Origin of the sequence: Acidovorax sp. DW039 (genome assembly GCF_037101375.1) — a bacterium.
In the GTDB taxonomy this organism is placed as follows: domain Bacteria; phylum Pseudomonadota; class Gammaproteobacteria; order Burkholderiales; family Burkholderiaceae_C; genus Acidovorax.
Genome location: NZ_AP029019.1, coordinates 35277 through 59566 on the forward strand (window position 1 = coordinate 35277; position 24290 = coordinate 59566).

Consider the following 24290-nt stretch of genomic DNA (forward strand, 5'->3'; position numbering starts at 1 on the left):
TGCTCATTTCTTGCCCATGAGCTTTCCGTCTTCTAGGATGCCTTCAGAGGTATCACTATGGCCATTCTGTTTCTAGACTTTGATGGGGTCTTGCATCCCGAACATTGCCACGAGTCCAAGCATTTCTGTTGCCTACCGGTTCTGGAGGACGCCCTCCGGAAAATGCCCGAGTGGCAGGTAGTGATTACCAGCACCTGGCGGCTGCAAAAGCCGCTAGATCAACTGCGTGAGCGGTTTTCTACGGACATCGCTGCCAGAGTGATAGGTGACACACCACGCTTCAATACTCTGGTTGATGTTCCTTCTACCCTTGTGAGCTACGAGCGGGAGGCCGAGTGTCACGCCTGGCTCAAAGCAAACGACTTGTCCTATCTACCTTGGCTGGCCTTGGATGACCGCTCATGGTTGTTCCGGCCATTTTGCAAATCGCTGTTCTTGGTGGATGGAAAAACGGGACTCACCGCCACGGCCGCAGAGCGATTGAATGAGAAGGTCCGCCAGTTGCTCTGAGCTGTAGCGCAGGTCGTTTGACAAGCAACTTAACTATCGTTTTTGGACCTGATTGTGTTGCTGCTGTGAACGGGGAGGCGATGCTGATTCGCAAGACCCGTTACCGGGGCTTGTACATGCGCTTGGTAGATAACATGCGCATGCTATGGGCCAAGCAGTGGCTCCTCGTATGCGAAGCTGCCCCCCAGGATTTGCAGCAGGGATGACGGGCTAAGTTTCAGCCCGTCGTGACTTAAGTCGACCCGCCGGAGCGTTATTGTTTAGCCAACGCCGCATGACAACGCTGCAGCTTTTCTCTGAGTTCTCTCTGAACCTTCGGATCTGACAGCCCTGTTCTCCCCTCGCAAGCGATCAGATTCTGCCTTGATGCATCTGGCCAGTCCTCCACGTCGTCATCCAGAGCAAGCCACTGCCGTGGTTTCCTGCGCCGTGCATCCTCTTGCACCTGCACGCCCCGTGACATGTTTCGGAACATGGACTGGTTCCATGGGTCTACGCCATGCACCCGCTTGTGGTACGTCCCGCCAATGAAGCGGGTGCGCAAGGAGGATGGAAGCCGCTTGAGGGTTGCGCTGTAGCCTGGCCGGATACACCAGGTACTGCTGAGCACCAAAGCCACCTCTGGGTAGGGCTCAAGGGCGGCCTCCAGAATCGGCACCCATTCAAACAAGACGTGCCCCGCTGCTTCGTATGGGCTCATGAAGATCCCTTTGCTGGGATGCCACAGCACTTTCTCGTGGTGCACCACACCATCCAGGTCTAGGTACAACACCACGTCGGCACTGCGTGGTGGGGAAGCTGGGAGGTAGGGAGAAGAGCCGGTGCTGTTCACAGCTGCCAAGCCCCTTGAGGAGCTTCCATGCTCTGCAGGTATGCCAGGACAGCCCTCATGCCTTCTTCGGTCTGCATGAGCGAGGCTGGGGTTCCTGCAAGTGCTGTGTTGTGCGAGGCCATCCACCGTTTTCCGGCCTGTTCGTCCAAACCCACGTTGGCCGCCAACGCTTGGTGCAGTTTGATCAGTGTAATGGCCCGTTGGCCAGCAGGTGTGTCTGCCCGGAGAAGTTCGACGCCTGCTTCCATGGCGGAGATCGCTTGTGCATCAAGGTGCAGCACTTGGGCGAGTTCGGCATGGGTCAAGCCCAGCTGCTCGCCCGCTCTCAAAGCGCCTTTGCTCAAGACTTGGTCACTTGTCATACGGATGCACTCGCTTTTCACCCCCGTCCGTACCAGTGTATCCACCCGTTTCAAATTGGGAAGGTGGTCAAATCAGCGCCCCTTTGAAACCCGAGACCCTGTGAATATTTCTGTTTGCCGACCAGTGCTTGTCCTTGCGCTGGCATTGTCTGTTTCGTTTCCCGCTCTGGCCCGTGGCCACTTCAGTGATCAAGCACCGCTGACGGTTCCGCACCCCACGAGCTTTTCTGAATGCCGTCAGTTTTTTGCAGACGGTCGCCCACCGGTTGTGCCCAAGAGAGCTGCACTCCGTGAGCTTTGCTACGCAGCGTTTGCGGTCCTACACAGTGGGGAGACCAAGACGCCCGTCTATGTGGCTCAGAGGCTCAACCGTAAGAGCCTTGAAGATGCGCACGAACGAAGAGCAGACAAGTTCTTTGCGGATGCACGTTTGCCTGCGGCGGAGCGTGCCGAGCTCAGCGACTACAAGCATTCTGGATATTCGAGAGGGCACATGGCACCGGCTGGCGATATGGCCACGCCTACCTCCATGGCGCAGAGTTTTTCTTTGGCAAACATGGTTCCCCAGAACGCACAACAAAACGGTGGTTCCTGGGCCAAGATTGAACAGGACACCCGCAAATACGTTTTGCGTGCGAGCGGCGATGTGTATGTGATCACGGGGCCGGTGTTTGAGCCCAATGCTCCTACGATTGGAGAAGGACGAGTGCGCGTTCCGCGTTACCTCTTCAAGCTCGTGTACGACGCCACGACTGGTCGCAGCTGGGCCCACTGGCAAGAGAACCGGGAGGGTGAGCGAGTGTCAGCGCCCATCAGCTACCGTGAGCTGGTGCGGCGTACTGGCGTGGAGTTCTTGCCAACAGCGGGCCGGTGAGCGTTGAGGCTACATGCCAGCGCTCACTGAACACGCTTTCTGGGGCCCCACATGGCAAGTGATCGCACAGCATGGCGCACACGGCTGGAAAGTAATCTCCCACCAACGACTCTGACGGGCTTGGGGTGGATCCGGATCTCGCCGTCTCGCATTGCAAAGAAGACCCGTTGTCCCACTTTGAAGCCGGAGAGTTGTGGGAGGAGGTGCACTTTGTCCCCTCGCACCATGGTGGTTGTGAACGACACCTTGGAATGAATGGGGGGCGCAGGTTGCGCGAAGAATTGGTGGACACGGTTTGGCTCAAGAGAGTGCTCACCAAAGCTTGTTGGGAATGCGCGCTGAAAGCAATCCAGGTAGCAGACCCTCGTTTCTCAACGTAGGGCGAGAAATACCGCGAAACTAAACCGACTTCGCTCAGGCTGGGTTAACCGACCTGAGCCGTGTGGGGCCCCGTCTAAATTGACATAGACCTGCCGTCTATTTCTACATCATGAGTTCGGTATTGATGCGCAGCAGGAATTTATCCAGTTGACTTGCACAACAGGGTTTTAGTTAGTGGATCGGCAGAATTGGCCCTGGAAAGGCGATCCATATTCATGATGTCTCTCGGGTTCCGAGGGGGACTACTGACATCGATATAGATCAACCAGACGATCGGCTTGCGCCATGTCGAAGGGCTGCTTCGCAGCGTTCTCGGTCGATCAGCTCTGCGCGTCATGCGACCGGTCCTCAGCACATCCCTGTCATCCAGGGGCGGCAAGGGTCAAGCTCTCCCCGACCGATCTGGCAGCTAGCTTCGCTGTCTGATGATGCCGCCGCACACCCGCTGAATTTTTACGTCTTGTTCGCGTACCACAGAAGCACTCCCTAGACAGCGACAGCGCTCAGCATGGGCGGTGACGTCCGCGGGCGCCCACTCCTGTCTGGAAGTCTTTCGCTCAGCTCGCCGCCTGGCCCACAGCAATATCCCTTTCAGAGATGTCGGCGAGGAACTCGGGTATCTACGAATGGAACTCCCTTGGCGCTTGGAATACATAACGTCTCCTGAGTTAATCCATTAATTGGTCACGCTTTGCCGAACGACCGTCACTGGGAGTGAAATAGTTCCTTCATGAATACCAAATATATCGAAGTTCGTCGCCTTGTCGACATGTTCTTGTTTGCTGACTCAGCGTCCGAGTTGTCTCTTGACGAGCTCGTCGAAAAATCGAAGGCATTGGGATTTGATATTGACAAGCCGACATTCGTTACGGTAATGAAAGATATCTATCGAGAGAAAGGACCGCTTCCAGATTGGCTTCAAACCCGCATCAGTGACCTTATGGCAGGCCCTAACTGGAAAGATTGATGAACGACGAGATCGGCGAGAATCTACCCCGCATACTGGTCGTAGATGACTTCTATGCTGACGTCGGCGGTATTGTCGATTTCGCCAAAACTTGCGCTTATGAGCGATCGATATACAACTCTACTGACGGACTGACGTCGGCGTTGCCGCATCCTTCAGCGATCTCCAGTCTCGTTCGAATCGGGGAAATACTCGGTGTGGTCCCGGACGTTGAAGCCGTGTCTCGCCTGCGGCAATTTTGGGGATATTCCGGATGCGGCGAATTCCAACTCAGGACGGAGCAGAACCCGCACCCTGGATGGGTTCATTCTCACAATGATGGCGAATGGGTTGGCGTCGTGTATTTGAGCTCGCCTCCACTTGAATCAACCCGAGTTGGGACATACTTGCTCAAACATAGAAGGCTGAATATTCACCATTTCTCACAGGTGCAGCAATCGATGAAGGCTGAATTGTTACGCGATTCAACCGAATTTTCCCAATGGGACATTATTGCTGCCCCAGATATGAAATTCAATCGGCTAATTGCATTTGATAGTCGATGCTTTCATGCTGAGTCACCGGGGTTTGGATCGGGGCCGGCGGACGGCAGACTGGTGCAGATCTTCAACTTCAAATCTGCCAGAGGTGGCCGCCCACCCGCTTCGCGATCACATGAGGTTAACCTCTAGGTTCACCAGAGCACGTCAAAAAGATGAATATCGCTCAGGTATGCGCGGCGACTTTGCTGTTCCATGAAGTCTACTACTATGCGAATGATGGAAGCGACGCGTATTCTGTAGATTTTATGCCCGCGCTCGGACTTTCCCTGGGCAGCAAGACAAAGCCGTTTGTACATTTTCTGACAGCAATCTCCAGCGTGTGGGTCCTGATCTCGCCCAATATTTTGAGCATCATTGCGCTCTCGACAGTTGGGGCGATCTATTGCGCCGGCCATCGCTGGCGTCTTTCCAATCACCTTATGTTGGTGCTTGGGTTGCTTGCCATTTGCGTTGGCGAGTTGGCCACGTCGCCACTAAGTCAGACGGCGCAGCAAAAAACCATTGGATATTTGCTCGCCTTAGTTTATTTTTTTGGCTTTTTTCACAAGCTGAATAGCGGTTTTTTTGCGAAGGATGTCAGTTGCGCCAATGCATATATGCAATCCTTTTTTTTTCAGAAGTCCACGTTCCAACCTGCTGGCTGGCTTCTAGCGCTATTACCATGGTTTATCGTTGTTTATGAGTTTTTTCTTTTCGTTGGGGTGTGCGTTACATCGTCGCCCGCAGGCGTTATGGTCGCGGCCTTGCCGCTGCACTTTCTCTTCGGAATCACTGGCAACGCACATTTCTCGGTGATGATCTACGCGTTGGCAATAGTCATGATTGGCAGTGTGCCTGACTTAACGCCGGGCGCGATGGCAACGATTGCGGTGTTCGCGGGTATGTCGCTAGTGCTTGTGGATCGCTCAAGATTCCGACAGCGCTCTGCGGCGAGTCTGGCAGTTGCTTTCTTCGGAATGGCCACCGGTTGGTGCCTTGCAGTTTTATGGGCATCGTTAGATAATCTGCCTAAATTTGGCTCACCACATGATGCGATACAAAATGATGTTCCGTCGTACGTATACTTCGTGCTCGCCACGATAGCGCTAAACTGCTGCACACCATATTTTGGCAAGACAGAATTCAGTTTGGCGATGTTTAGCAATATTCGCCCGGACCTTGACAATCATTTTATCATCAGGCAATTATCTTCAAGCAAGTTTCTTCGCGAAGAGTATTTAGAAATAATTAATATTGTTTGCGACCGAGGAATAAGGAACAGTTCCGTTGCCACGATGAGGCTGGCAATTATTTCACTGGACGAGTACGATAGGTGGTATTTCAGGAAATTGTATGTTAATGAGTGCTTGCGATTGGCGAAGAAATTGGGCTTCGCACTTTCCATCCATGCAAGGCCAGTAGGAGGCGGCGATGCCGTATGGCTGACGCAAGACAGTCTTTCGCACAGCCAATCTGTGCTTCACCGACTTTGTTGCAATCCCCCGTATGTTTCCAAAGACCACACTTCGTCATATATGGGATAGGCTACTTTTCCGACTGTGGTCCCGTCGGAGATAAACCTGTGAAGAGCCGCAACTTCAAATAGCGAGGATCGCTGCACGTTGTGAGATTGCACGAGTCGCCTCTGCGCTGCCAGCGCTCATGACGAAAAGGCAACTGGACCGTCCGAAGACGTCGCGATATTCATCGCGCACGATGGCCCACACAATGACCTGTTCTGCTCCGGTTTCGTCTTCCAGGCTGATGAAGAGGACGCCCATGGCAGTAGGCAGACTCTGACGCAGGGCCACGGTTCCGCAGCAGCGAATCGGCACGCTGTTAGGCACTTTGGCCAGCTTGGTGGCCGTGGCGTAACGCCGGAGTCGCGCACGTTGGAGCGTCAGCGGATGGCTGCGCAGCGTGAGCCTGGTCGCACGGTAGCCATCGCAGTCGCCATTGCGCTTGATCTCTCGACTAATGGTCGATGGTGATCGCCCTAGCCGAGTTGCGATAGAGCGAATCGAATCGCCTGACACCATCGCCCGCGAGATCTCCTCGCGCTCTGCCAACGTCAATGTAATCGCTGCGCGTGATCGCTCAGGAGGTCGGAATCCACCTGTTTCAGCGATTATTCGGTAGATAGACGAGTGGGCGCGATCAAAGAGCTTGCCGATCTCATGCAGCGTCCAGCCCTGCTTCCAGCGCTCCCACATCAGCGCCTTCTGGGTATCTGAGTAGTAGATTCTTGGTCGCTGTTTCATCTGCAACACTCCTTGCGCCTAGGCGGTGGTTAGTGTGTTGCATCGACCGGTTGAATCCGCCGCACTTTGTTGACACTCACGCGCCGCCTGCCAGCGGCAACTCCCAGCCTGATTAGGACTTTAAACTGACCCGGACAAAACCGGAGAGAAGCATGCTCCTGCCTCGTACTCAGCTTCGAGGCGTAGCGCACTTCGTCTATGCAAAGTTGCCTCGCAGTGAATCTGAAGCTTGGTGGAGTGCAGGTGTCATTGCGATGCTTTCGTAGCTGCGGCTGGCATCGAGCGCTAGTCTGGTCGGTCAGCTAGAGGTGGAACGTGTGGTCACCTCGCTGTGAGCTCTGTGGTCAAGTGCATATGGTTTCTGAAGTTGACCGTGCTCGCATGCATAAGAAATGCAGCCGCGTACTGTCAGCGCTGGGCTGCACTGGGCATCTACGGGGTCCCATAATTGCCAACAAAAGGAGAGCGGAACATGCCTGTTGAACTTGGTGTTTGGCGAGTTGATCAGGGGTTGCAAGCTGTGCTGCATCAGCCCATGGCTAACGAGAAGAAGCTAGAAGACCTGATTGAGGCGAACATCGCAGTGGTTGCGCCCCATCTCATGGTTATAGGCCGGCAAGTACAGACCAACTATGGGAAGTATGTCGATCTTTTAGCAATTGACCGGGCCGGAAACCTCGCAATCATTGAACTCAAGCGCGACATGACACCGCGCGACGTAGTGGCCCAAGTGCTGGACTACGGTTCTTGGGTCATTGGCCTGCAGAGCGATCAGATCGCATCCATATGGGGCAACTACGTCGAAAAGTACCGCCCCAGCGACAAAGGCATGAGCCTTGATCAGGCGTTTTGCAAACGGTTCGGCTTGAAAGAAATGCTTGATGAGCTAAACACCGAGCACGAGCTAATCATTGTCGCCAGTGCTTTAGATGACAGCACCGAACGGATCGTGGGGTACCTTGCGGGCCACCACGGCATCAATATCAATGCTGTTTTCTTTCGGATGTTCAAAGATGGTGATCGCGAGTACCTCACGCGCGCTTGGCTTCGTGATCCTACAGAAGACGCATCCGACTCATCCGATGCCCCGGCCAACAGTCATTGGAACGGGGAATACTACGTTTCCTACGCGGGAGAAAGTCGCGAGTGGGAAGAGGCTCATAAATATGGGTTTATTGCGGGTGGAGGTGGGACCTGGTACAGCAACACACTACAGATGTTGTCTCCCGGAAATCGTGTCTGGGTGAACATCCCCGGCACAGGATATGTCGGAGTCGGAGAGGTGACAGGTCCTAGGGTACCCATAGATGAATTCACGATTGATGAGAAAGGGCAAACCAAAAAAATCATAGACACCGATGCCGTCATCGCCACCCGAACCAAGTACGCGGAAAGTCCGGAAAACGCGGAGTACATGGTGCCTGTGAAGTGGATAAAGACTGTGCCAGTCGCCAACGCGATCAAAGAAAAGGGCTTCTTCGGGAACCAGAACACCGTTGCAAGGCCCACCTCACCCAAATGGGTACATACCGTGGCACGCCTCAAAGAACGTTTCCAGATCGACTAAACATCGCTGGAGACTGTGCTTTGACTGGCTATTATTCCGCTCCGCAAGACTCTCTTTGCGACGATCCCGTACTGACGCTCGCAGATCGGTCCGACGAGTTCGAGGACGCCATACTTGCCTGCTTTCCCTCGACAGGTGTGGTCTTGGCAATTGAGTCCGAACAAAACCAGTTGGCATTGAGCGCATGCCACCTGTGCATTGAGCATTCCAGGGTAGTAAGAACTGCATTTTCCATTGACGCTCCGAGCTCAGCATGCGGAGTTCTGCGCCTTCAATATGAGGCTCTGCTGAGGGCCTCATGGCTCCTCTTCGCGGCAACTCCCGCCCAGGTCGAAAAGCTAGGCAGGGAACTGACTCCGGAAGCCGAGCTTGCAGCCAAAAATCTCCCGAGTGCTAATGAGATGCTCTCAAAGGTGTTGAAAGCAGCCCCGGCAGGGTTGACTGCGCATCTGGCGGAGTTCAACGAGTATTCACGACACGCCTTGAACTCGTATGTCCACAGCGGGATTCACCCGCTTCGCCGTGTGCGTGAGGGATTTCCGGTGGAGATGGCACTGAATCTCATTCGAGTCTCCAGTGGGCTCATGCACATGGCTTACCGAATGCTTGCCATGCTCATGGGATCTCAACGCCGAATGGACAAGGTGACGCACTTGTATCAACAGTTCACCGATTGCTGCCCAATGGCCCCGTCGGGTCAAGCTACCGGAAAAAGCTAGTTCGCAGGAGCTAGATATCCCGGGGGAAATTGGATAGGGCTCAGGACTTCGCTGCGGCCCTTTTCAATCACCCATGAAGAGTCCACTCCGCTGGTCGATAACAGGCATTAGCAGCATGCCCTAGAGCGTTGATTTCAGCTTAGAAGTGGCAGCCCACCCACTAGACGGCCAGTCCTCCCTGGAAATTAACACTCAAAGCATCCATCCTGAAATTAAATCTCCCTTCCTGTTCTGACTGGAGGTTCACCATGGAAAAGCGCTGGTGCAACGCGTGCGGGGAGTCGTTTGAACCCCGACCCCAAACCCCTCGCCAGTTGTACTGCGCGAAAGCAGAGTGCCAACAGTCACGCAAACGCTTGTGGCAAAAGACAAAGCGCAAGACCGACGATGACTATCACGAGAACCAGGCTCAGGCTCAGTCTAGTTGGCGCAGGGATCATCCAGATTACTGGCGCCGCTACCGTGAATCACACCCCGAATACACCGCGGCCAATCGGCAACAGCAGAAGCAACGCAATGCTCGGCGCTCCCCTGCTTTGCACGCGTCCCCAATTGCAAACAGTGACGCGTCACCACAAGCCTTGCCCGTACTAGGCATCTTCAAACTCATCGCAATCGCCCCAGCTACGTTGGCAGGACAACATGAATGGATTGTCAAAATCAGTTTGGCACCTTGAATAAATTCGGAGACGTGTGATTGCAAAGAGAGGACTTCATCGCCAACAGATGATGACGCTGGTAGTGTGGTGTTGCCGTTGCTGACCAGGGAGATGTTTCCAGGTAGCCGATGACCTCGTGGCGCAGCACCACGAGTCTGTTGAGGAGCTGCACGATGGATAAGGGCGAACTTCCATTGCCACAAAATGAGCAATCGAACTTCCGCGCGGCGGAGTACGTGCGGATGTCGACTGAGCACCAGCAATACTCCACATATAACCAAGTCGCTCGCATTCGGGAGTACGCCCAGCAACGCGGGATTGAGGTGGTGAAAACCTATGCCGACGAAGGTAAGAGCGGGCTTCGGATTACCGGGCGGCTCGCCTTGCAACAGCTCATTGAGGACGTGGAATCGGGTGCGGCGGACTTCTCCATGGTGCTCGTCTACGACGTTAGCCGTTGGGGACGCTTCCAAGATGCGGATGAGAGCGCGTACTACGAATATCGGTGCAAGCGGGCAGGTATCCAAGTGGTCTACTGCGCGGAGCAGTTTGAGAATGATGGCTCGCCCATCTCAACCATCGTCAAGGGCGTGAAGCGAACCATGGCTGGCGAGTACAGCCGGGAGTTGTCAACGAAAGTGTTTGCAGGCCAGTGCCGGCTGATCGAGTTAGGTTACCGACAAGGAGGACCTGCGGGCTTTGGATTGCGTCGACTACTAGTTGATCAGACGGGGACGAGCAAAGCTGAATTGGCACGTGGTGAGCACAAAAGCTTGCAAACCGACAGGGTCGTGTTGATTCCTGGCCCCCAGGAAGAGGTGCAGGTCGTTCAAAGTATCTACCGTTGGTTCGTCAATGACGGCTTGTCTGAAACGGAGATCGCCTCGCGATTGAACGGCTCGGCCATCCGCACAGATCTGGGTCGCGAATGGAACAGAGCCACCGTTCACGAGGTCCTCATCAACGAGAAGTACATCGGCAGCAACGTCTACAACCGGGTGTCCTTCAAGCTGCGCAAGCTGAGAGTTGTCAATCCTTCGGATATGTGGATTCGTAAGGAAGACGCCTTCCCTGCCATCGTCGCCAAGCAGGACTTCTACACCGCGCAAGGCATCATCCGCGCACGCTCACGCCGCTATTCAGACGAGGAGTTGATCGAGCGACTTCGCAACCTCTTTCAGCACCACCAAGCGCTGTCTGGGCTCATCATCAATTCGACTGAGGGCATGCCATCCTCTTCGGTCTACGCCCATCGCTTCGGCAGCTTGGTACGTGCTTACAAACTTGTTGGTTTCGTCCCATCGCGCGATTTTCAATATGTCGAAATCAACCGGCATCTGCGCCGGATGCATCCGGCCATCGTCGTGCAAACCGAGGAGAAGATGGCGGCGTTGGGCGGTAGCGTACGACGCGATCCACTCACCGATCTCCTGTATATCAATGAGGAGTTCAGCGTCTCTATCGTTCTGGCTCGTTGTCAGCGCCGCGAATCTGGGCAATTGTTCTGGAAGATGCGGTTCGACACGGGGCTTGCCCCCGATCTCGCAGTTGCGGTACGTCTGGATCTTTCCAACCAGTCTGCTCTGGATTACTACTTGTGGCCAAGGCTGGACTTCGGTAATCCCCGCATTAGTTTGGGAGAACACAATCCAGTGGAACTGGAGAACTATAGATTCGACAATCTGGACTACTTCTACGGAATGGCAGCACGGACGCGGCTACGGAGAGCGGCATGACCGAGCCGCTTTCTCTGCCCGAACTGCGCATGATCCCGATGGACCGCATTGAGATCCTAAATCCGCGCGATCGTGACCAGCGCAAATTCAGCGCTATTGTGGAAAACATCGAAGCAGTTGGCCTAAAGAAGCCTGTAACAGTTACACCGCGTCCAAGCGAGGACGGTGCAGAGCGCTATGTACTGGTGTGTGGTGAAGGGCGATTCAAGGCATTCCAACAACTGGGGGAGAAGCGCATTCCAGCCCTTGTGGTCATGGTCTCCGACGAGGATGCATTCGTCATGAGCCTTGCGGAGAACGTCGCGCGGAGACGACATCAACCCCTGGAACTGCTACGCGGCATCACGTTGCTACGCGATAAAGGCCATTCTGCCCAAGACATCGCACGCAAAACCAACCTGCACGAGTCCTATGTGAGACACATTCTTGAGTTGGTCGACAAGGGGGAGGAGCGATTGCTGGTTGCCGTCGAGCGCGGCAAGATGCCGATTACCGTAGCCATTCTCATCGTCGGTGCCGGCAACGACGACAAGGCAGTGCAGATGGCAATGCAAGAAGCCTACGAATCTGGCGAGTTGCGTGGCCCGCAGCTGATGTATGCGAAGAAGCTGGTGGAGCGGCGCCAGTTTCTAGGACGCTCCATCGCACGTTCCACACCTCGAAAGCCTGTCGACATCACCTCGTCTAGCTTGGTGCGCGCCTACAAGACAGAGGTTGAGCGCCAGCGCATCATGATCCGCAAATCGTCTCTCGTCCAGCAACGACTCTTCTTTGTATACGGCGCACTGAGAAAGATGCTGGGCGACGAGAATCTGGTCAACATCCTTCGATTGGAAGGGCTGGACACCTTGCCCAAGTACCTCGCCGAACGCGTTTCCCGCAGTGGAGGCTCTATATGACATCCACAACCCTTGGATTCCTGCCCAAACCGCTCATGATTGAGGTCGACCGACTTCTTCCGTCGGTCAAGCTCGACCAGAAGATCACAGGGACGCACAAGTTCCGGCAGATCAAAGAATCCATCGCCGAGATTGGTCTCATTGAACCCCTAGTTGTCACTGCGGTCGACCGCAAGACCTCACGGCATCTCATCCTAGACGGACATTTGCGTTTAATGGCCATGAAAGAGCTGGAGCTCAATGAGATTCCTTGTTTGGTCTCTACCGACGACGAGTCTTTCACGTACAACAACCAGCTAAACCGCCTGTCGACCATCCAAGAGCACATCATGATCCGCCGCGCCATGGACCGGGGTATTTCTGCTGCGAAGCTCGCCAAGGGTTTATGCATTGATGTGAGTTTGCTGCAAAAGAAGCGCAGCCTACTCGACGGGATTTGTAATGAGGTGGCCAAGATCCTGAAAGATCACCAATTCTCGACAGAAGTCACCGGGGTGTTGCGACGCATGAAGCCCACTCGCCAGGTCGAATGTGCGGAACTCATGGTGGCCGCCAACACGGTGACCGCAAGCTACGCCCGCGCGATGCTTGCAGCGACACCCGAAGAAATGCTTGTCGGCGGCAAGAAGACGGTTCGCAACTCAGGCATGTCACAAGAGCAAGTCGCGCGGATGGAAAATGAGATGACTAATCTGCTGGGGCAATACAAGCTGGCGGAGCAATCTCACAGCGAGGACATGCTGAACTTGATGATTGCCCGTGGCTACATCGTCAAGCTCGTAGACAACGCGCGCGTGCTGCGGTACATGCAGACCCACTTCCCAGAGGTCTTGGAAGAGTTTGCCAAGATCGTGGAGATGACGACTGTGGAGGCTTGAGTATTTGAGCTCCATCGGGAGCGCGCCAGCACTGCCGCGCGCCTAATACATCGCTTCAAAGTTGCGCTTCGATGCGCGCAAACAGTTGGTCCGCGCGCTTGTAGCCGGGGCGCGGTCCTTGAAAAGAATGGGGAAGTACCGCGAGGCCCTTCATGTCGCGCCCATGGAAAATTTTCCAACCTATACCCTCACCGGACTCACTACCGCCCCCCACCTGATAGGCCCGTAGAGCGCGGTTCCCTTTCCGGTCAGTGCCATACGTGTGTGGCTCGACTGTGCGCGTGTACCCGTCGTAGTTGAAAGTCAACAGATGCTGAGTCCGGATCGCTTCGGCAATCGGCATGTCTTTTCCTCCATGTGTGCAGGTCAGAGCAAAATCGTTGAAACGTCTTCAAGCCGCCTTCTTGCCTTTAAGCGGGAGCTGCAGCTCCTCAACGTCAAGGGTGAAATTCAGGGGAACCTGAATCGGGTCTTTGTCCTGGTTTTTGCCGTTGTAGACATCCACATCGGTTTTGAGCTGGAAACAGTCGCCGACGATTTGCTGCCGTCGTTGTCCGAACGATTTGACGAAATGTGACCGAGGCGCTTTCTCGTCGTCCATGTCCGCCCACAGTGACATCGTGCGGTCGCCTTTCTTGAATCGCACCGCATGCTTGGCCCGATAACGCTGCCCGTTTTCATCGGTGCGGTACTCTTCACGGAAATACTGTGAGACGTCTGAAGCAATCGCATCGACCACAGTGCGCACGCTTGGCTTGTGCAGGCCGTTTCTGTACGCCCACTCTGCGACAGCATGAGGATCGAGCAAGCCGTCGCCTCCGACCTCGGACTGATAGCGCTCAATATATGCCTTAACCTGATTTCCATACGCGGACATGTGAATCTCCAATGGCGGTAGTTACTCGGTGAACGATCCCCAGCCGTCAACGTCAGCCGAGGGCAGTACGAATGCACGTACCTTCACTTGGTGCTTGCGCAGGAAGTCGTGGCGGTCGAGTCGACGCTGTAGCTGGCCGACCACCAGCCCCGGATGGACCTGAATGCGTTGGGCAAACCGAAGAACTCTTTCTTCAGAGAAGTAGGGCTGCACTCGCGCAACGAAGTCATCAAGCTCGGCCTTCGGGACACAGAAGTCGGCTCCTGCGGCGTTGGCTAAGCGCTCACACTCGGGCAGGTCGGCTTTCGAGTGCCCAACGTCGGTGTCGATGACCGCGCGGTTCTCTGCCTTGCCATCCTCGCGCAGAACATGCTCAAGCTCGTGACGAAGTACAAACCAGAAGTTGTCGATACGATCAAACCGCAGAGTCATGCCAACTACTGGCTTATTGCTGTCCAGCCAGAAGCAAGCACCGTCCATCTTCGACCCGGCCAACGACTCGACAAGGACCAGCCGAACACCGGCTTCTGCAAGGATGCCCGGGACATTGCGAACTTCTTCAGGAGCGAGAGTCAGCGCCCTTAGCTTCTCGATAGCTGACAACAACTTTGCCTTCGAATACGTCGGCACAACTTGTTGAATTGCGATGGCGCGCACCCGAAACAGCCATGCGAGCTGCAGTGGTGTGGTATCTGCCATGGCATGCGTCTTCTTCGCGGCGTGGCTCAGCTGAGGAGTCGCAGTGACATCCGCGATTTCGAAGAACTCACAAAAACGCTGTTCCAGGACTTCAATGCTCTCGCTGGCCCGTACCCATCCGCGGCGCAGCATTTCGCGCACCGGGAACTGGGTGTACAGGCGAGCTTTTCGCGCTACTTTGTCGTTGGGCACCGTCACCTTGGAAAGCTGGTACTGGCTCTCCAGGCTCATCCAATATTCCGGCGACGTGCCAAAGGCCTCCGCGAGACCTTTGGCTGTTTCCGGCGTGATAGCTCGCTTGCCTGCTATGAGCTCGCTCACGAGCCGTGGCGGTCGATCCAAGATGTCTGCCAGCTCCTGCTGGCTCCAGTCCCGCGCCTCGAGTTCCTCTCGCAGGAACTCGCCTGGCGGGAACACTTCGGCGGGTACTCGTGCGTTCATAGGCTCTCCAAAACTTCTAGTGGTAGTCAACGATTTCGACGATGCCGATGACCTTGCAAGGCTTATCTCCACGGATTTCAAAGACCAAGCGCCACTGCAAGTTAAGCCGCACTGAATGCTGTCCCTGACGATCCCCTCTTAGCTTCTCGAAGTGCAACGACTTCAAGGCCATGAAATCACGCTCATCTCGAAACGCTCGAATCTGCTGCATCCGTTTTCGGTACGACCGAACGATCTCCTGCGAGAAGCCAGCAGTGAACTGCGGGTCGGTCTCGAGGCGGTCTAGGTTGTCATCGTCGAACTCCACTTCCATAGGAACGAGTCTAGACAAAAACAGCACCATTAGTCAATCCCATCTTTACACCATGTGTAAAGATGGATGTTCATTTTTCTCACTAAGCACGGTCGGTTTTGTAAAACATCCTGAGCCAGGAAGATGTTGCCAAAGAGGCTCGTTTATCTCAGGGCGATATGATTACTATCCTTGAAAGCGAGGCGCAGTAGCAGGAGTTGATCGGCCAGATCGTCCGCACAAAAGCGGCATCGCGCAGTCGCGAAGACGAGCCGAGGTCTAACTAGCCAGTACATGAAAGGTTTCAGCACGAACTCTCAGCAACTGAGCTGGGTCCGTAACCGTGTAGGATTTTTGCGGGTTTATGAGAATGATTCCTAGAGCCGTTCCTACTGAATGTGCAAATGCCATTGGCTCGCAAGGCTCAAGGTTTGCAGGTTCAGTGAGAACCTACAACATAGTCAGCCGACTCGGTTGAACCGATCGTGGACTGGTCTCATGCCGAGGTAGAAGCAGTTGTCGCCGACTACCTCAAGATGCTCAGTCTTGAACTGGCTGGTCAGACCTACAGCAAGGCTGCGCACCGTCGCGCCTTGCTTGAAAAGCTCAATGGTCGCTCTGCCGGTTCGATTGAATTCAAGCACTGCAATATCAGTGCGGTGCTCATCCATCTGGGCTGCCCGTACCTGCGTGGGTATCAACCACGAGCCAATTACCAACGTCTGCTGCGTGAAGTAGTGGAGCGGCAAGTTGACCAATTCTCCGCATTAGATTCACTGGCACTTGCGGCAGCGCACCAGCCCGCGATATCCCATGAAATTGTGGATTTTTCAAAGGTTGAAACCGATGCACCGCAAAAGCGCCACCATGTCGGCGAATCAAGCCCGCGCTACGGCAATCTACCCATCAAGCGCGACTACCTAGCGATCGAATCCCGCAATCGCTCGCTAGGTCAGGCTGGCGAAGAGTTCGTTTTCCGTTACGAGCAATGGCGACTGGCTCGTATCGGCAAGCTCGATCTGGCTGAACGGGTAGAGCACGTTTCGCAAACAAAGGGGGATGGCCTTGGCTACGACATCCTGTCTTTCGATGCGAATGGTCGCGAGCGATTCATCGAAGTGAAAACTACGGCGTTTGGCAAAGACACACCGTTTTTCGTATCCAAGAACGAATTGCATTTCTCCAGAGACGCAGGTCCTGACTTCACGCTGTGTCGGCTGTTTGATTATCGGCAGACTCCAAAGTTGTTCTCTCTGAAAGGCGCACTGGACCAGCACTGTGACCTGGATCCCATCACATATCGCGCCAGCTTTTCTTAGTCCTCACACAAACCACTGGCTGTAGACGTTTACCCATGCGCTCCCCCATCTCCATCGTCGACGTTGACCGCCTAGACACCTGGTCCCGCTACCGCGCAGGCCTGTGCGAGACCTGTGCGGCCAACTGCTGCACCATGCCGCTGGAGGTGCAGCTTTCTGACTTGGTGCGGCTGGGGCTGGTGGATGCGTTTGAGGCGGAGCACGAAGAGCCCCGGCACATTGCCAAGCGGTTGCAGAAGGCGCGGCTGATTGACCACTTCAACCACAAGAACGTGGTGTTCACCATGGCGCGGCGAGCCAGTGGGGATTGCAACTTTCTCGATCCCAAAACGCGGCTGTGCACGGTGTATGACCAACGGCCCGAAACCTGCCGCCTGCACCCGCAAAAGAAGAGCCCCAAGCCAGGGTATTGCGCCTACGGGCGTCGCGGCGGTTGACGGCGCTACGCCGGGGCGGGAACATGGCCACCATCCCGCTGGATCGCCATGCCCGCCAAAGCCCTGCCCACCATTGACCCCGCCCGCTGCACAGGCTGCGGCTGGTGCGTGGCGGCGTGCCCGCCGCATGTGTTGTCGCTACAAGTGCAGGGCGGCAGCCGCTGGGGGCCCAAGCAGTCGGTGCTGCACGATGCGCCGGGCTGCACGGGTTGTGCCCTGTGCGCGGTGCGGTGCCCGTTTGATGCGATTGCGATGGTGCGACGGGCCGGGCTGCAGGAGGACAACATGCCCCCTGGGTACGCTGAACGCAGCCTGTAGAAGGGCTGCGAAATACGGCAGCCATTGGGATGCGCCAGCCTGAATGCGGCATGCGCCGTGAGCAAGAGTGGACGAGCCCAACGCGGCCATGTCCCACAACTAGCGATATCTGCCTGTGCTCCCATGCTGGCTTTGGTAACCACCGCAGCAAAGGAGCACGCACATGTCTGAAAAGAAAGCCAGCGTTCACTGGGAAGGTACCGGTAAGGCCGGGCAAGGTCAGGTCAGCACCGAGAGCGGGGCGCTGAGCAAGTATCCCTATGGCTTTGCCAGCCGGTTTGGTGATGACCGCAAGGGCACCAATCCGGAAGAGATCGTGGGTGCGGCCCATGCGGCCTGCTTCACCATGGCGTTTGCCTTTGCGGCAGAAAAGGCCGGGGTGAACACCGAGGCGCTGGACACCACCGCCAGTGTGCGGCTAAGCAAGCAGGGCGAGGGGTTTGTGATTGACCGCATTGCGCTCACGCTCAAGGCCAAGGTGCCGGGCATGGACGACGAGGCGTTTCAGAAGCTGGCAGCCCAGGCCAAGGCCGATTGCCCACTGTCAAAGGCGCTGGCTGCGGTGCCTGAGATCACGCTGCAGGCTGAGCTGGTGGCTTAGAACCTGTTCAAAATCTTTTTGGGGATCGCATTGGAGTGCAATCGGGATGAGTGGATACAACGGATGCGCAGCATGGGCTCGTGCCCATGCAAGCAGCCGGGGCTTCCAATCGCCCGATTTCACTCCAACCCTTCGGGCAAGTGGCTTGCCGGGCGGTCTGCGTTGTTGCACCGCTTGCCAATAGCACGGGCTATTGGCTGCGCGCTGCGCCTAGCAGCCCATCCCGGCAAGACACTTGTGCGACCCCAAAAAGATCTTGAACAGGTTCTTAGAGCGGCTGGCAAACGCTTCTGGCGTAATTGCCGCGCCGCGTCTTGGCGTACTACGCGTACCGACTGCAACGCAGCGCCTAGCCAAAACCGCTACGCTGAATTTTTTAGCAAATACGCTTGTAGCGCCCGTCAATCAAGCGCAAGCAGCTATCAATAAAAGAGCATATGCCGCACCCCACGGCAGCGGGCATGCCCGCCTGCGCGTTGCGCGATGGCCTTGCGCGCAGGCGTGCGCTACACTGCGCCCTTATGTCGCTCACCCGTTCCACAGCCATCACCTCTGCCGCAGCCTTTGCGTGCATGGGCATGATGCTGCCTGCGTTTACGCGGGCGATGGGTGCACGAATGATGATCACCATTACCACCGCGGCCACCTGAGCGCAGCGCAGGTGGCCGTTTCGGCAGCCACCTGGTGATCGCTCTCTCTTCTCCCCAAGACGAATGCACGAAACCCAGCTCTGGCAGCTGGGTTTTTTTATGCCTTGCGCAAAACAGGGCTCAAGCAGGCGGTTTGCCCCAAGGCGATCCGGCTGTCGAACTCCGATTTGCGCAAGTCGTGTTTGTTCGTTCGTTTGATGTTTGGAGAAGCCGATGTACCGCGATCCCGTCCAGAGCCTTGAGCCCCAGTCCAGCCCCGCCAGTGCGCTGGCCACACGCCCGCTGCGCGTGGGCATGATTGGCATTGGCACCGTGGGGGCGGGCACCTTCCGCGTGCTGGCACGCAACCAGGCGCTGGTTGCCGCACGGGCAGGCCGGGGCATCAAGCTGGTGGTGGTGTGTGCCCGCAGCCTGGCCCGCGCCATGAGCGTGGTGGGTAAGGATGTGGCCCTCACCAACGACCCCATGCAGGTAGCCACCCACCCCGATGTGGATGTGCTGGTGGAGGCCGCAGGCGGCACCGGCCCCGCGCGTGAATGGGTGCTGGCCGCCATCCGAGCGGGCAAGCATGTGGTCACGGCCAACAAGGCGCTGCTGGCCGAGCATGGCAACGAGATCTTTGCCGCAGCCCGCCAGCACGGCGTGGCCGTGGCGTATGAGGGTGCGGTGGCCGTAAGCATCCCCATCATCAAGGCGCTGCGCGAGGGGCTGACGGCCAACCGCATCGAGTGGGTGGCGGGCATCATCAACGGCACCACCAATTTCATCCTGAGCAAGATGCGCGACGAGGGCCTGGGCTTTGCCGAGGCGCTGGCGCAAGCGCAGGCGCTGGGCTATGCCGAGGCAGACCCGACGTTTGACATTGAAGGCATCGACGCAGCCCACAAGATCACGCTGCTGGCGGCCAATGCGTTTGGTATGCCGGTGCGCTTTGCCGATGCGCAGGTGGAGGGTATCACCCGCCTGCAGGGGCTGGACGTAGCCTGCGCCGAGCAGCTGGGCTACCGCATCAAGCTGCTGGGTGTGGCGCGGCACCGGCAAGGTGAAGGCGTGGAGCTGCGCGTGCAACCCGCGCTGGTGCCCGCCACGCACTTGCTGGCGCAGGTGAACGGCTCGATGAATGCGGTGATGGTGAAGGGCGACGCGGCAGGCGTGACGATGTTTTACGGCGCGGGAGCGGGCTCAGAGCAAACCGCATCGGCCGTAATTGCCGACTTGGTGGACATGGCCCGGCTGGAGGGCACCACCGCCGCGCAGCGCGTGCCGCACCAGGGCTTTCATGCCCACGCGGTGGACGAGCGCCTGGCCGTGCTGCCCCGCGCCGCCGTGCACACCCGCCACTACCTGCGCGTGCCGGTGCACACCGCGCAGCAGGTGGAGGCCGTGGGCGCATGGCTGGCCACGCAGCATGTGCCGGTGCAGCGTGTGGAGCTGGCCTGTGAAAAAACCCTGCCCGCAGGCAGCAGCCCCGAGGCACAAGCACAGGTGCTGGTGCTGACCGACGCCGTGGCCCAGGCCACCATCGACCTGGCCGTGCACGCGCTGGCTGCGCACCCCGCAGTGGCAGGGCCGGTGGTGACTCTGCGGGTGGAGGTACTGGAGGGTTGAAGTGCGATGGCTGGGAGTGATCGCACAGGCCAGCTTGCAAACCAAAATGGCCTGTAGCGCTTATCCATCAGGCGCAAGCAGCTATCAATCAGATAGCAAAAAGCATCCCCAAGCCGTGCCTCACCCCATCAACCGCCCCAGCACCAGCGCCGCCATCTCTTCAGCGGCGGGGGTACCTTCGGCCAGCAGGCCTTGCACCACGCCTGCGCGGTCTTCGTCGGTACGGTTCTGGCTTACCTTCCAGAGGCCTTCCCAGCGCTGCACCTCCAGCGCCACGCCCACAATGGCGCGCTGCATTTTTTCTAAGTAATCGGGCGGGGCGTCGTCTACGCGCCAGGGGTGGGGGCGATGGGCCTCGTGCTGGTCGCTCAGGGCGTGCAGCATGTCGCGCAGCGGGCCTTCGCCCTCCAGCACGCGCAGCGTGCCGTGGGCGTGCACGGCGGCGTAGTTCCAGGTGGGCACCTGCTTGCCGTCGATGGCCTTAGACGGGTACCACGACGGTGAGATATACGCCTGCGGCCCATGGAACACCGCCACCGCCTGCTGCGGCAGCAGGGGCCACAGGGCGTTGGCGCCGGCCACATGGCCCAGCAGCGTGCCGTGGGGGCCCTGGGTCGGGTCAAGGTACAGCGGGATATGGTTGGCGTGCAGCGCCCCGGCCTGCGCCACCACCAGCGTGGCCAGGGGCTGCGCACGCACCAGGGCCTGCAGCGTGGCCGGGTCGTTCACCTGAAACTGGCGGTTGGCGTTGGCCATGTCAGGCTCCCTCTGCGGTTCCATCCACTTCCAGCACAGGGCTGCAGTCGATGTGCGTTTTGACGGAGTTGGCCAGAAAGCAGGCCTCGTGGGCACGGTGGTGCAGCTCGGTCAGGGCCGCTTCGGTGGGCGCGTGGGCAGCGTCGAACACCGTGACCGGGCGCAGCTGCACATGGCTGACGATGAGGCGGCCCTGCGCATCGGGGGCCATGGTGCCCACGGCGGCATCGGTGTAGCGGTTCACGCGCCAGCCTGCGCGGCTGGCCAGGTCCAGAAACCACAGCATGTGGCAGCTCGACAAGGCGGCGATGTAAGCCTCTTCGGGGTCTACCGCCGCGGCATCCGAATATGGCAGCGGCACCACATGGGGCGACGACGACGCCGCCACCGTGGCACCGCCATCAAACTGCCATTGGTGGCTGCGGTGGTAGCGCTTGTCGAGGAAATCGTCGGTGCCACGGGTCCAGATGACGGTGGCGGTGTGCGATGCGGCCATGGGTGGGCTCCGGCAGTGGTTTTTACAATGGTTCTTCAGTTTAGGTGCCACAGCACTTTCCCAAGGAGCCAATTCGTGCCCGTTGCCAGAGCCAATCCGCCGCACAGTGCCACGCATCCGACCGCCACCTTGCGCCAGCAGGTGTATGCGCAGTTGCGCAGCGCCATCGAGCAAGGGCGCTGGCCCGCAGGCACGCGGCTGCCCCCATCGCGCGAGCAGGCGGGGCTGCTGGGTGTGTCGCGCAACACCGTGCTGTGGGCCGTGCAGCGCCTGCTGGCCGAGGGCTATGTGGAGGCCCGCGTGGGTGATGGCACCTATGTGGCGCAGGCCCTGGCGCAGCGCCCTGCGGGCAACGCAAGGGCGGGCACCCCAGCAGGCACGCAGGCGTTGGTGGCACCGCCCAGGGGCCTGTCGCGGCGCGGGCAACTGGTGGCCGACACGGCGGCGCGCTGGCGGCCCCCGCTGGTGCCTGCGCGGGCGTTTCGCATTGGTGCACCCGAGGTGGCGACGTTTCCGTTTGCGGTGTGGGACCGGTTGGCCCGCCAGGCCACGCAGGCACAGCGCACCGCCCGCGCCCAGTACCTGGACCCTGCGGGCGACCCCGACCTGCGCCAGGCGGTGGCCCAGTGGGTGTGGGCATCGCGTGGTATTCGCTGCGATGCGGCGCAGGTGGTGGTGTGCTCGGGCTCGCAGCAGGGCATTGACCTGATTGCCCGCCTGCTGCTGGATGTGGGCGATGAGGTGCTGGTGGAAGACCCCGGCTACCCCGGCATCCGCGCCAGCCTGCTGGGCCACGGTGCGCTGGCCCGGCCCGTGCCGCTGGATGAAAGCGGGCTGTGCATTGCGCAGGGCGCGGCGCAGTGGCCCGCTGCGCGCATGGCCGTGGTCACGCCCACGCACCAGTTCCCCACCGGGGTGCGCATGGAGCTGCCGCGCCGCCAAGCCTTGTTGCAATGGGCGCGCGAGCACGATGCCTGGGTGGTGGAAGACGACTACGACGGCGAGTTCCAGTACGGCAACGCTGCCCAGCGTGTGCCTGCACTGTGCAGCCTGCCGGGGTCTGAACGGGTGCTGTACGTGGGCACTTTCAGCAAGACGCTGCACCCCGGCCTGCGCCTGGGCTTTGTGGTGGTGCCGCCCGCGCTGGTCGATGCCTTTGCCATGGCACGCGCCATCACCGACCGGCATGCGCCCGGCGATGCCCAGGCCGTGCTGGCGCGCTTCATTGCCGAGGGGCACCTGCTGCGCCACCTGCGCCGCATGCGCGAGCTGTGCCAGCACCGCCAGCAATGGCTGATCGACACCCTGGCCGACGCCAGCGACGGCCACTGGCAATTGGCCCCCAGCGACCGCGGCATGCACCTGCTGCACGAAGCGCCAACTGGCAGCGATGACGAGCCCCTGGCCCGCAGCGCCCAGGCGGCGGGCGTGATGCTGGCCCCGCTCTCGCGCTACGCCATCACCTCGCCCCGGCGCGGCTGGCTGCTGGGCTACGCGGGCTATGGCGACGAGGAAATTCGCGCTGCGGCGCGTGTGGTGGGGGCGCTGGCGGCGCGGGGTAGAGCCAGGCAGTGATGCACCCACCATCCACACCACAGCAATGAAGCGGACCCTGCACAAACGCAGCACGCGGCTTCGACAGGCTCAGCCTGAACGGATGGTGATGCCCCCAGGCCAGGGCCTACAGCGCCCCACTCAGGGCCTGTTCCACCAGCGCCAGGCCTTGGGCAGCCCCCATGCGCAGTCCTACATCGCTGCGCGTGGGCACATCGCATTCGCGCGGATTGATGCGGATGAGGCGGCCGCCGTGGTCGCGCAGCACGCTGTGCCCAAAGTGGCGCACCGACGGTATGGCCGTGCCCGCGCCCAGCTCGATCACCACCGGGCGGCGCGCACCCTGCAGCCAGCGCTGCTGGCGTGCGCGCTGGGCTGCGGTGCGGGCTTCCACCCAGTCCCAGTCGTTGAACATCAGGATGTTGGGCCGGGCCAGTGCGCCGCAGTGGGGGCAGCGCGGCGGCGCGTTGCGCAGGCGGCAGGTGGCTTCGTCCACATCGGGCACAAAGTCATCGGCGGGCCAGATGGCGTCGCTGCAGCCTTCCAGGCACTGCAGGTGGTGGATGGAGCCGTGGCATTCATGCACCGCGTCGGCGGGGTAGCCTGCGATCTGGAACTGCCCGTCCACATTGCTGGTGAACACGCCCAGGCCATGGTGCATGCGCGCACCCCAGCGCAGCAAATGGGCAAAGCCTGCGTGCGGCACCGTGCGGCGGTACAGCGCCAGCCGGTGGCCGTAAAAGCCCCAGGCCAGATCCGGTGCGGCACGAAAAGCGGCAGGCGAGGCGATGGAGGCAAAGTCCAGCCGCGCCTGGGCCAGGGCAGGGTAGGCCCGCCAGAAACCGTCATTGCCCCGAAAGTCCGGCAGGCCCGAATCCACCCCCATGCCTGCGCCTGCAGCCACGATCAGGGCATCGGCCTGCTCCAGCAGCGCCGCTGCGTGCTCGGCGGCTGCGGCAAGGGCGGGGTCAAAGTACGAGGGCGGGGTGGGGTCGGGCGAAGAAGCGGGGTGGGTGGTCATGCGGTGGCTCCAATCCGCCAAGGATAGGGCCACCGAAGCAATGAACGGAACGAGC

General features: G+C 58.6%; 26 protein-coding genes and 1 pseudogene. 17 read left to right on the top strand and 10 right to left on the bottom strand.

Going from position 1 to position 24290, the window contains the following annotated elements; genetic code table 11:
• The first annotated feature begins 57 nt into the window (after window positions 1-57).
• Window positions 58-510 carry an HAD domain-containing protein gene (locus tag AACH87_RS00140; protein WP_338796671.1) on the top strand — a complete coding sequence of 151 codons (453 nt, stop codon included), beginning with the start codon at window positions 58-60 and terminating at the stop codon, window positions 508-510.
• A gap of 253 nt (window positions 511-763) precedes the next feature.
• Here the strand turns inward: AACH87_RS00140 and AACH87_RS00145 are convergent, their stop codons facing one another.
• Both AACH87_RS00145 and AACH87_RS00150 read right to left on the bottom strand, forming a co-directional pair.
• The gene (locus tag AACH87_RS00145; RefSeq protein ID WP_338799057.1) at window positions 764-1285 is read right to left on the bottom strand and encodes an HAD domain-containing protein; all 522 of its coding nucleotides are present in this window, start codon (window positions 1283-1285) and stop codon (window positions 764-766) included.
• A 53-nt stretch (window positions 1286-1338) separates the two neighbouring features.
• Window positions 1339-1749 carry an XRE family transcriptional regulator gene (locus tag AACH87_RS00150; protein ID WP_338799058.1) on the bottom strand — a complete coding sequence of 137 codons (411 nt, stop codon included), beginning with the start codon at window positions 1747-1749 and terminating at the stop codon, window positions 1339-1341.
• A 121-nt stretch (window positions 1750-1870) separates the two neighbouring features.
• Here AACH87_RS00150 and AACH87_RS00155 point away from each other — a divergent pair, with 121 nt between their 5' ends.
• The 4 genes from AACH87_RS00155 (at window position 1871) to AACH87_RS00170 (ending at window position 5991) form a co-directional block, all read left to right on the top strand.
• Complete coding sequence (locus tag AACH87_RS00155; RefSeq protein WP_338799059.1) at window positions 1871-2578, top strand: DNA/RNA non-specific endonuclease; 708 nt, start codon at window positions 1871-1873, stop codon at window positions 2576-2578.
• Between the two features lie 1111 nt (window positions 2579-3689).
• Entirely contained in the window at window positions 3690-3926 is a 237-nt protein-coding gene (locus AACH87_RS00160) for a hypothetical protein (protein WP_338796672.1), read from the top strand.
• Complete coding sequence (locus AACH87_RS00165; protein WP_338796673.1) at window positions 3926-4597, top strand: DUF6445 family protein; 672 nt, start codon at window positions 3926-3928, stop codon at window positions 4595-4597. The genes AACH87_RS00160 and AACH87_RS00165 overlap by 1 nt, the downstream gene beginning before the upstream one ends.
• Window positions 4598-4620: 23 nt before the next feature.
• On the top strand, window positions 4621-5991 hold the full coding sequence (locus AACH87_RS00170; RefSeq protein WP_338796674.1) for a hypothetical protein: 1371 nt from the start codon (window positions 4621-4623) through the stop codon (window positions 5989-5991).
• Between the two features lie 387 nt (window positions 5992-6378).
• Here AACH87_RS00170 and AACH87_RS00175 read toward each other — a convergent pair.
• Window positions 6379-6708, bottom strand: a pseudogene (locus AACH87_RS00175) (helix-turn-helix domain-containing protein); the annotation flags it as partial.
• A 472-nt stretch (window positions 6709-7180) separates the two neighbouring features.
• Between AACH87_RS00175 and AACH87_RS00180 the strand changes: the two are divergent.
• The 5 genes from AACH87_RS00180 (at window position 7181) to AACH87_RS00200 (ending at window position 13166) form a co-directional block, all read left to right on the top strand.
• Window positions 7181-8275: a hypothetical protein gene (locus AACH87_RS00180; RefSeq protein ID WP_338796675.1), complete on the top strand. Its 1095-nt coding sequence runs from the start codon at window positions 7181-7183 to the stop codon at window positions 8273-8275.
• Window positions 8276-9242: 967 nt separating this feature from the next.
• Window positions 9243-9671 carry a hypothetical protein gene (locus AACH87_RS00185; protein ID WP_338796677.1) on the top strand — a complete coding sequence of 143 codons (429 nt, stop codon included), beginning with the start codon at window positions 9243-9245 and terminating at the stop codon, window positions 9669-9671.
• A 155-nt stretch (window positions 9672-9826) separates the two neighbouring features.
• Window positions 9827-11389, top strand: a complete 1563-nt coding sequence (locus AACH87_RS00190; protein ID WP_338796678.1) for a recombinase family protein — start codon at window positions 9827-9829, stop codon at window positions 11387-11389.
• Window positions 11386-12288 carry a ParB/RepB/Spo0J family partition protein gene (locus AACH87_RS00195; protein ID WP_338796679.1) on the top strand — a complete coding sequence of 301 codons (903 nt, stop codon included), beginning with the start codon at window positions 11386-11388 and terminating at the stop codon, window positions 12286-12288. Before AACH87_RS00190 ends, AACH87_RS00195 begins: the two co-directional genes overlap by 4 nt.
• The gene (locus tag AACH87_RS00200) at window positions 12285-13166 is read left to right on the top strand and encodes a plasmid partitioning protein RepB C-terminal domain-containing protein (RefSeq protein ID WP_338796680.1); all 882 of its coding nucleotides are present in this window, start codon (window positions 12285-12287) and stop codon (window positions 13164-13166) included. The genes AACH87_RS00195 and AACH87_RS00200 overlap by 4 nt, the downstream gene beginning before the upstream one ends.
• 55 nt (window positions 13167-13221) lie before the next feature.
• On the opposite strand, the gene AACH87_RS00205 is transcribed toward AACH87_RS00200, so the two are convergent.
• The 4 genes from AACH87_RS00205 to AACH87_RS00220 are packed head-to-tail and all read right to left on the bottom strand — an operon-like array spanning window position 13222 to window position 15496.
• Window positions 13222-13509 (bottom strand): hypothetical protein, encoded by a 288-nt coding sequence (locus AACH87_RS00205; protein WP_338796681.1) that lies wholly within the window; start codon window positions 13507-13509, stop codon window positions 13222-13224.
• 48 nt (window positions 13510-13557) lie between these two features.
• Window positions 13558-14043 carry a hypothetical protein gene (locus AACH87_RS00210; RefSeq protein WP_338796682.1) on the bottom strand — a complete coding sequence of 162 codons (486 nt, stop codon included), beginning with the start codon at window positions 14041-14043 and terminating at the stop codon, window positions 13558-13560.
• 21 nt (window positions 14044-14064) lie between these two features.
• Window positions 14065-15183 carry a HigA family addiction module antitoxin gene (locus tag AACH87_RS00215; RefSeq protein ID WP_338796683.1) on the bottom strand — a complete coding sequence of 373 codons (1119 nt, stop codon included), beginning with the start codon at window positions 15181-15183 and terminating at the stop codon, window positions 14065-14067.
• Between the two features lie 16 nt (window positions 15184-15199).
• Window positions 15200-15496 carry a type II toxin-antitoxin system RelE/ParE family toxin gene (locus AACH87_RS00220; RefSeq protein WP_338796684.1) on the bottom strand — a complete coding sequence of 99 codons (297 nt, stop codon included), beginning with the start codon at window positions 15494-15496 and terminating at the stop codon, window positions 15200-15202.
• Window positions 15497-15960: 464 nt separating this feature from the next.
• Between AACH87_RS00220 and AACH87_RS00225 the strand changes: the two genes are divergently transcribed.
• From AACH87_RS00225 to AACH87_RS00250, 6 genes are all read left to right on the top strand, one after another.
• A complete protein-coding gene (locus AACH87_RS00225) occupies window positions 15961-16794 on the top strand; it encodes a DUF3883 domain-containing protein (RefSeq protein WP_338796685.1) in 834 nt (277 codons plus the stop codon).
• 35 nt (window positions 16795-16829) lie between these two features.
• Window positions 16830-17231, top strand: coding sequence for a YkgJ family cysteine cluster protein (locus AACH87_RS00230; protein ID WP_338796686.1), 402 nt, complete (start codon window positions 16830-16832; stop codon window positions 17229-17231).
• Between the two features lie 48 nt (window positions 17232-17279).
• On the top strand, window positions 17280-17549 hold the full coding sequence (locus AACH87_RS00235) for a 4Fe-4S binding protein (RefSeq protein WP_338796687.1): 270 nt from the start codon (window positions 17280-17282) through the stop codon (window positions 17547-17549).
• A 163-nt stretch (window positions 17550-17712) separates the two neighbouring features.
• A complete protein-coding gene (locus AACH87_RS00240; RefSeq protein ID WP_338796688.1) occupies window positions 17713-18150 on the top strand; it encodes an OsmC family protein in 438 nt (145 codons plus the stop codon).
• A 521-nt stretch (window positions 18151-18671) separates the two neighbouring features.
• Window positions 18672-18800 (top strand): hypothetical protein, encoded by a 129-nt coding sequence (locus AACH87_RS00245; RefSeq protein WP_338796689.1) that lies wholly within the window; start codon window positions 18672-18674, stop codon window positions 18798-18800.
• Between the two features lie 213 nt (window positions 18801-19013).
• The gene (locus tag AACH87_RS00250) at window positions 19014-20408 is read left to right on the top strand and encodes a homoserine dehydrogenase (RefSeq protein WP_338796690.1); all 1395 of its coding nucleotides are present in this window, start codon (window positions 19014-19016) and stop codon (window positions 20406-20408) included.
• 120 nt (window positions 20409-20528) lie between these two features.
• On the opposite strand, the gene AACH87_RS00255 is transcribed toward AACH87_RS00250, so the two are convergent.
• Together AACH87_RS00255 and AACH87_RS00260 are read right to left on the bottom strand one after the other, a co-directional pair.
• Entirely contained in the window at window positions 20529-21164 is a 636-nt protein-coding gene (locus tag AACH87_RS00255) for an FMN-binding negative transcriptional regulator (RefSeq protein ID WP_338796691.1), read from the bottom strand.
• A gap of 1 nt (window position 21165) precedes the next feature.
• Complete coding sequence (locus AACH87_RS00260; RefSeq protein WP_338796692.1) at window positions 21166-21660, bottom strand: OsmC family protein; 495 nt, start codon at window positions 21658-21660, stop codon at window positions 21166-21168.
• Window positions 21661-21735: 75 nt separating this feature from the next.
• Between AACH87_RS00260 and AACH87_RS00265 the strand changes: the two genes are divergently transcribed.
• Window positions 21736-23235, top strand: coding sequence for a PLP-dependent aminotransferase family protein (locus AACH87_RS00265; RefSeq protein ID WP_338796693.1), 1500 nt, complete (start codon window positions 21736-21738; stop codon window positions 23233-23235).
• A 106-nt stretch (window positions 23236-23341) separates the two neighbouring features.
• On the opposite strand, the gene AACH87_RS00270 is transcribed toward AACH87_RS00265, so the two are convergent.
• A complete protein-coding gene (locus tag AACH87_RS00270) occupies window positions 23342-24235 on the bottom strand; it encodes a Sir2 family NAD-dependent protein deacetylase (protein ID WP_338796694.1) in 894 nt (297 codons plus the stop codon).
• Between the last annotated feature and the right edge of the window lie 55 nt (window positions 24236-24290).

Coding starts and splice junctions, on each gene's coding strand:
- AACH87_RS00140 (WP_338796671.1), top strand. CDS start 58: ATGGCCATTCTGTTTCTAGACTTTGATGGGGTCTTGCATCCCGAACAT.
- AACH87_RS00160 (WP_338796672.1), top strand. CDS start 3,690: ATGAATACCAAATATATCGAAGTTCGTCGCCTTGTCGACATGTTCTTG.
- AACH87_RS00165 (WP_338796673.1), top strand. CDS start 3,926: ATGAACGACGAGATCGGCGAGAATCTACCCCGCATACTGGTCGTAGAT.
- AACH87_RS00170 (WP_338796674.1), top strand. CDS start 4,621: ATGAATATCGCTCAGGTATGCGCGGCGACTTTGCTGTTCCATGAAGTC.
- AACH87_RS00180 (WP_338796675.1), top strand. CDS start 7,181: ATGCCTGTTGAACTTGGTGTTTGGCGAGTTGATCAGGGGTTGCAAGCT.
- AACH87_RS00185 (WP_338796677.1), top strand. CDS start 9,243: ATGGAAAAGCGCTGGTGCAACGCGTGCGGGGAGTCGTTTGAACCCCGA.
- AACH87_RS00190 (WP_338796678.1), top strand. CDS start 9,827: ATGGATAAGGGCGAACTTCCATTGCCACAAAATGAGCAATCGAACTTC.
- AACH87_RS00195 (WP_338796679.1), top strand. CDS start 11,386: ATGACCGAGCCGCTTTCTCTGCCCGAACTGCGCATGATCCCGATGGAC.
- AACH87_RS00200 (WP_338796680.1), top strand. CDS start 12,285: ATGACATCCACAACCCTTGGATTCCTGCCCAAACCGCTCATGATTGAG.
- AACH87_RS00205 (WP_338796681.1), bottom strand. CDS start 13,509: ATGCCGATTGCCGAAGCGATCCGGACTCAGCATCTGTTGACTTTCAAC.
- AACH87_RS00210 (WP_338796682.1), bottom strand. CDS start 14,043: ATGTCCGCGTATGGAAATCAGGTTAAGGCATATATTGAGCGCTATCAG.
- AACH87_RS00215 (WP_338796683.1), bottom strand. CDS start 15,183: ATGAACGCACGAGTACCCGCCGAAGTGTTCCCGCCAGGCGAGTTCCTG.
- AACH87_RS00220 (WP_338796684.1), bottom strand. CDS start 15,496: ATGGAAGTGGAGTTCGACGATGACAACCTAGACCGCCTCGAGACCGAC.
- AACH87_RS00230 (WP_338796686.1), top strand. CDS start 16,830: ATGCGCTCCCCCATCTCCATCGTCGACGTTGACCGCCTAGACACCTGG.
- AACH87_RS00235 (WP_338796687.1), top strand. CDS start 17,280: ATGCCCGCCAAAGCCCTGCCCACCATTGACCCCGCCCGCTGCACAGGC.
- AACH87_RS00240 (WP_338796688.1), top strand. CDS start 17,713: ATGTCTGAAAAGAAAGCCAGCGTTCACTGGGAAGGTACCGGTAAGGCC.
- AACH87_RS00245 (WP_338796689.1), top strand. CDS start 18,672: ATGTCGCTCACCCGTTCCACAGCCATCACCTCTGCCGCAGCCTTTGCG.
- AACH87_RS00250 (WP_338796690.1), top strand. CDS start 19,014: ATGTACCGCGATCCCGTCCAGAGCCTTGAGCCCCAGTCCAGCCCCGCC.
- AACH87_RS00255 (WP_338796691.1), bottom strand. CDS start 21,164: ATGGCCAACGCCAACCGCCAGTTTCAGGTGAACGACCCGGCCACGCTG.
- AACH87_RS00260 (WP_338796692.1), bottom strand. CDS start 21,660: ATGGCCGCATCGCACACCGCCACCGTCATCTGGACCCGTGGCACCGAC.
- AACH87_RS00270 (WP_338796694.1), bottom strand. CDS start 24,235: ATGACCACCCACCCCGCTTCTTCGCCCGACCCCACCCCGCCCTCGTAC.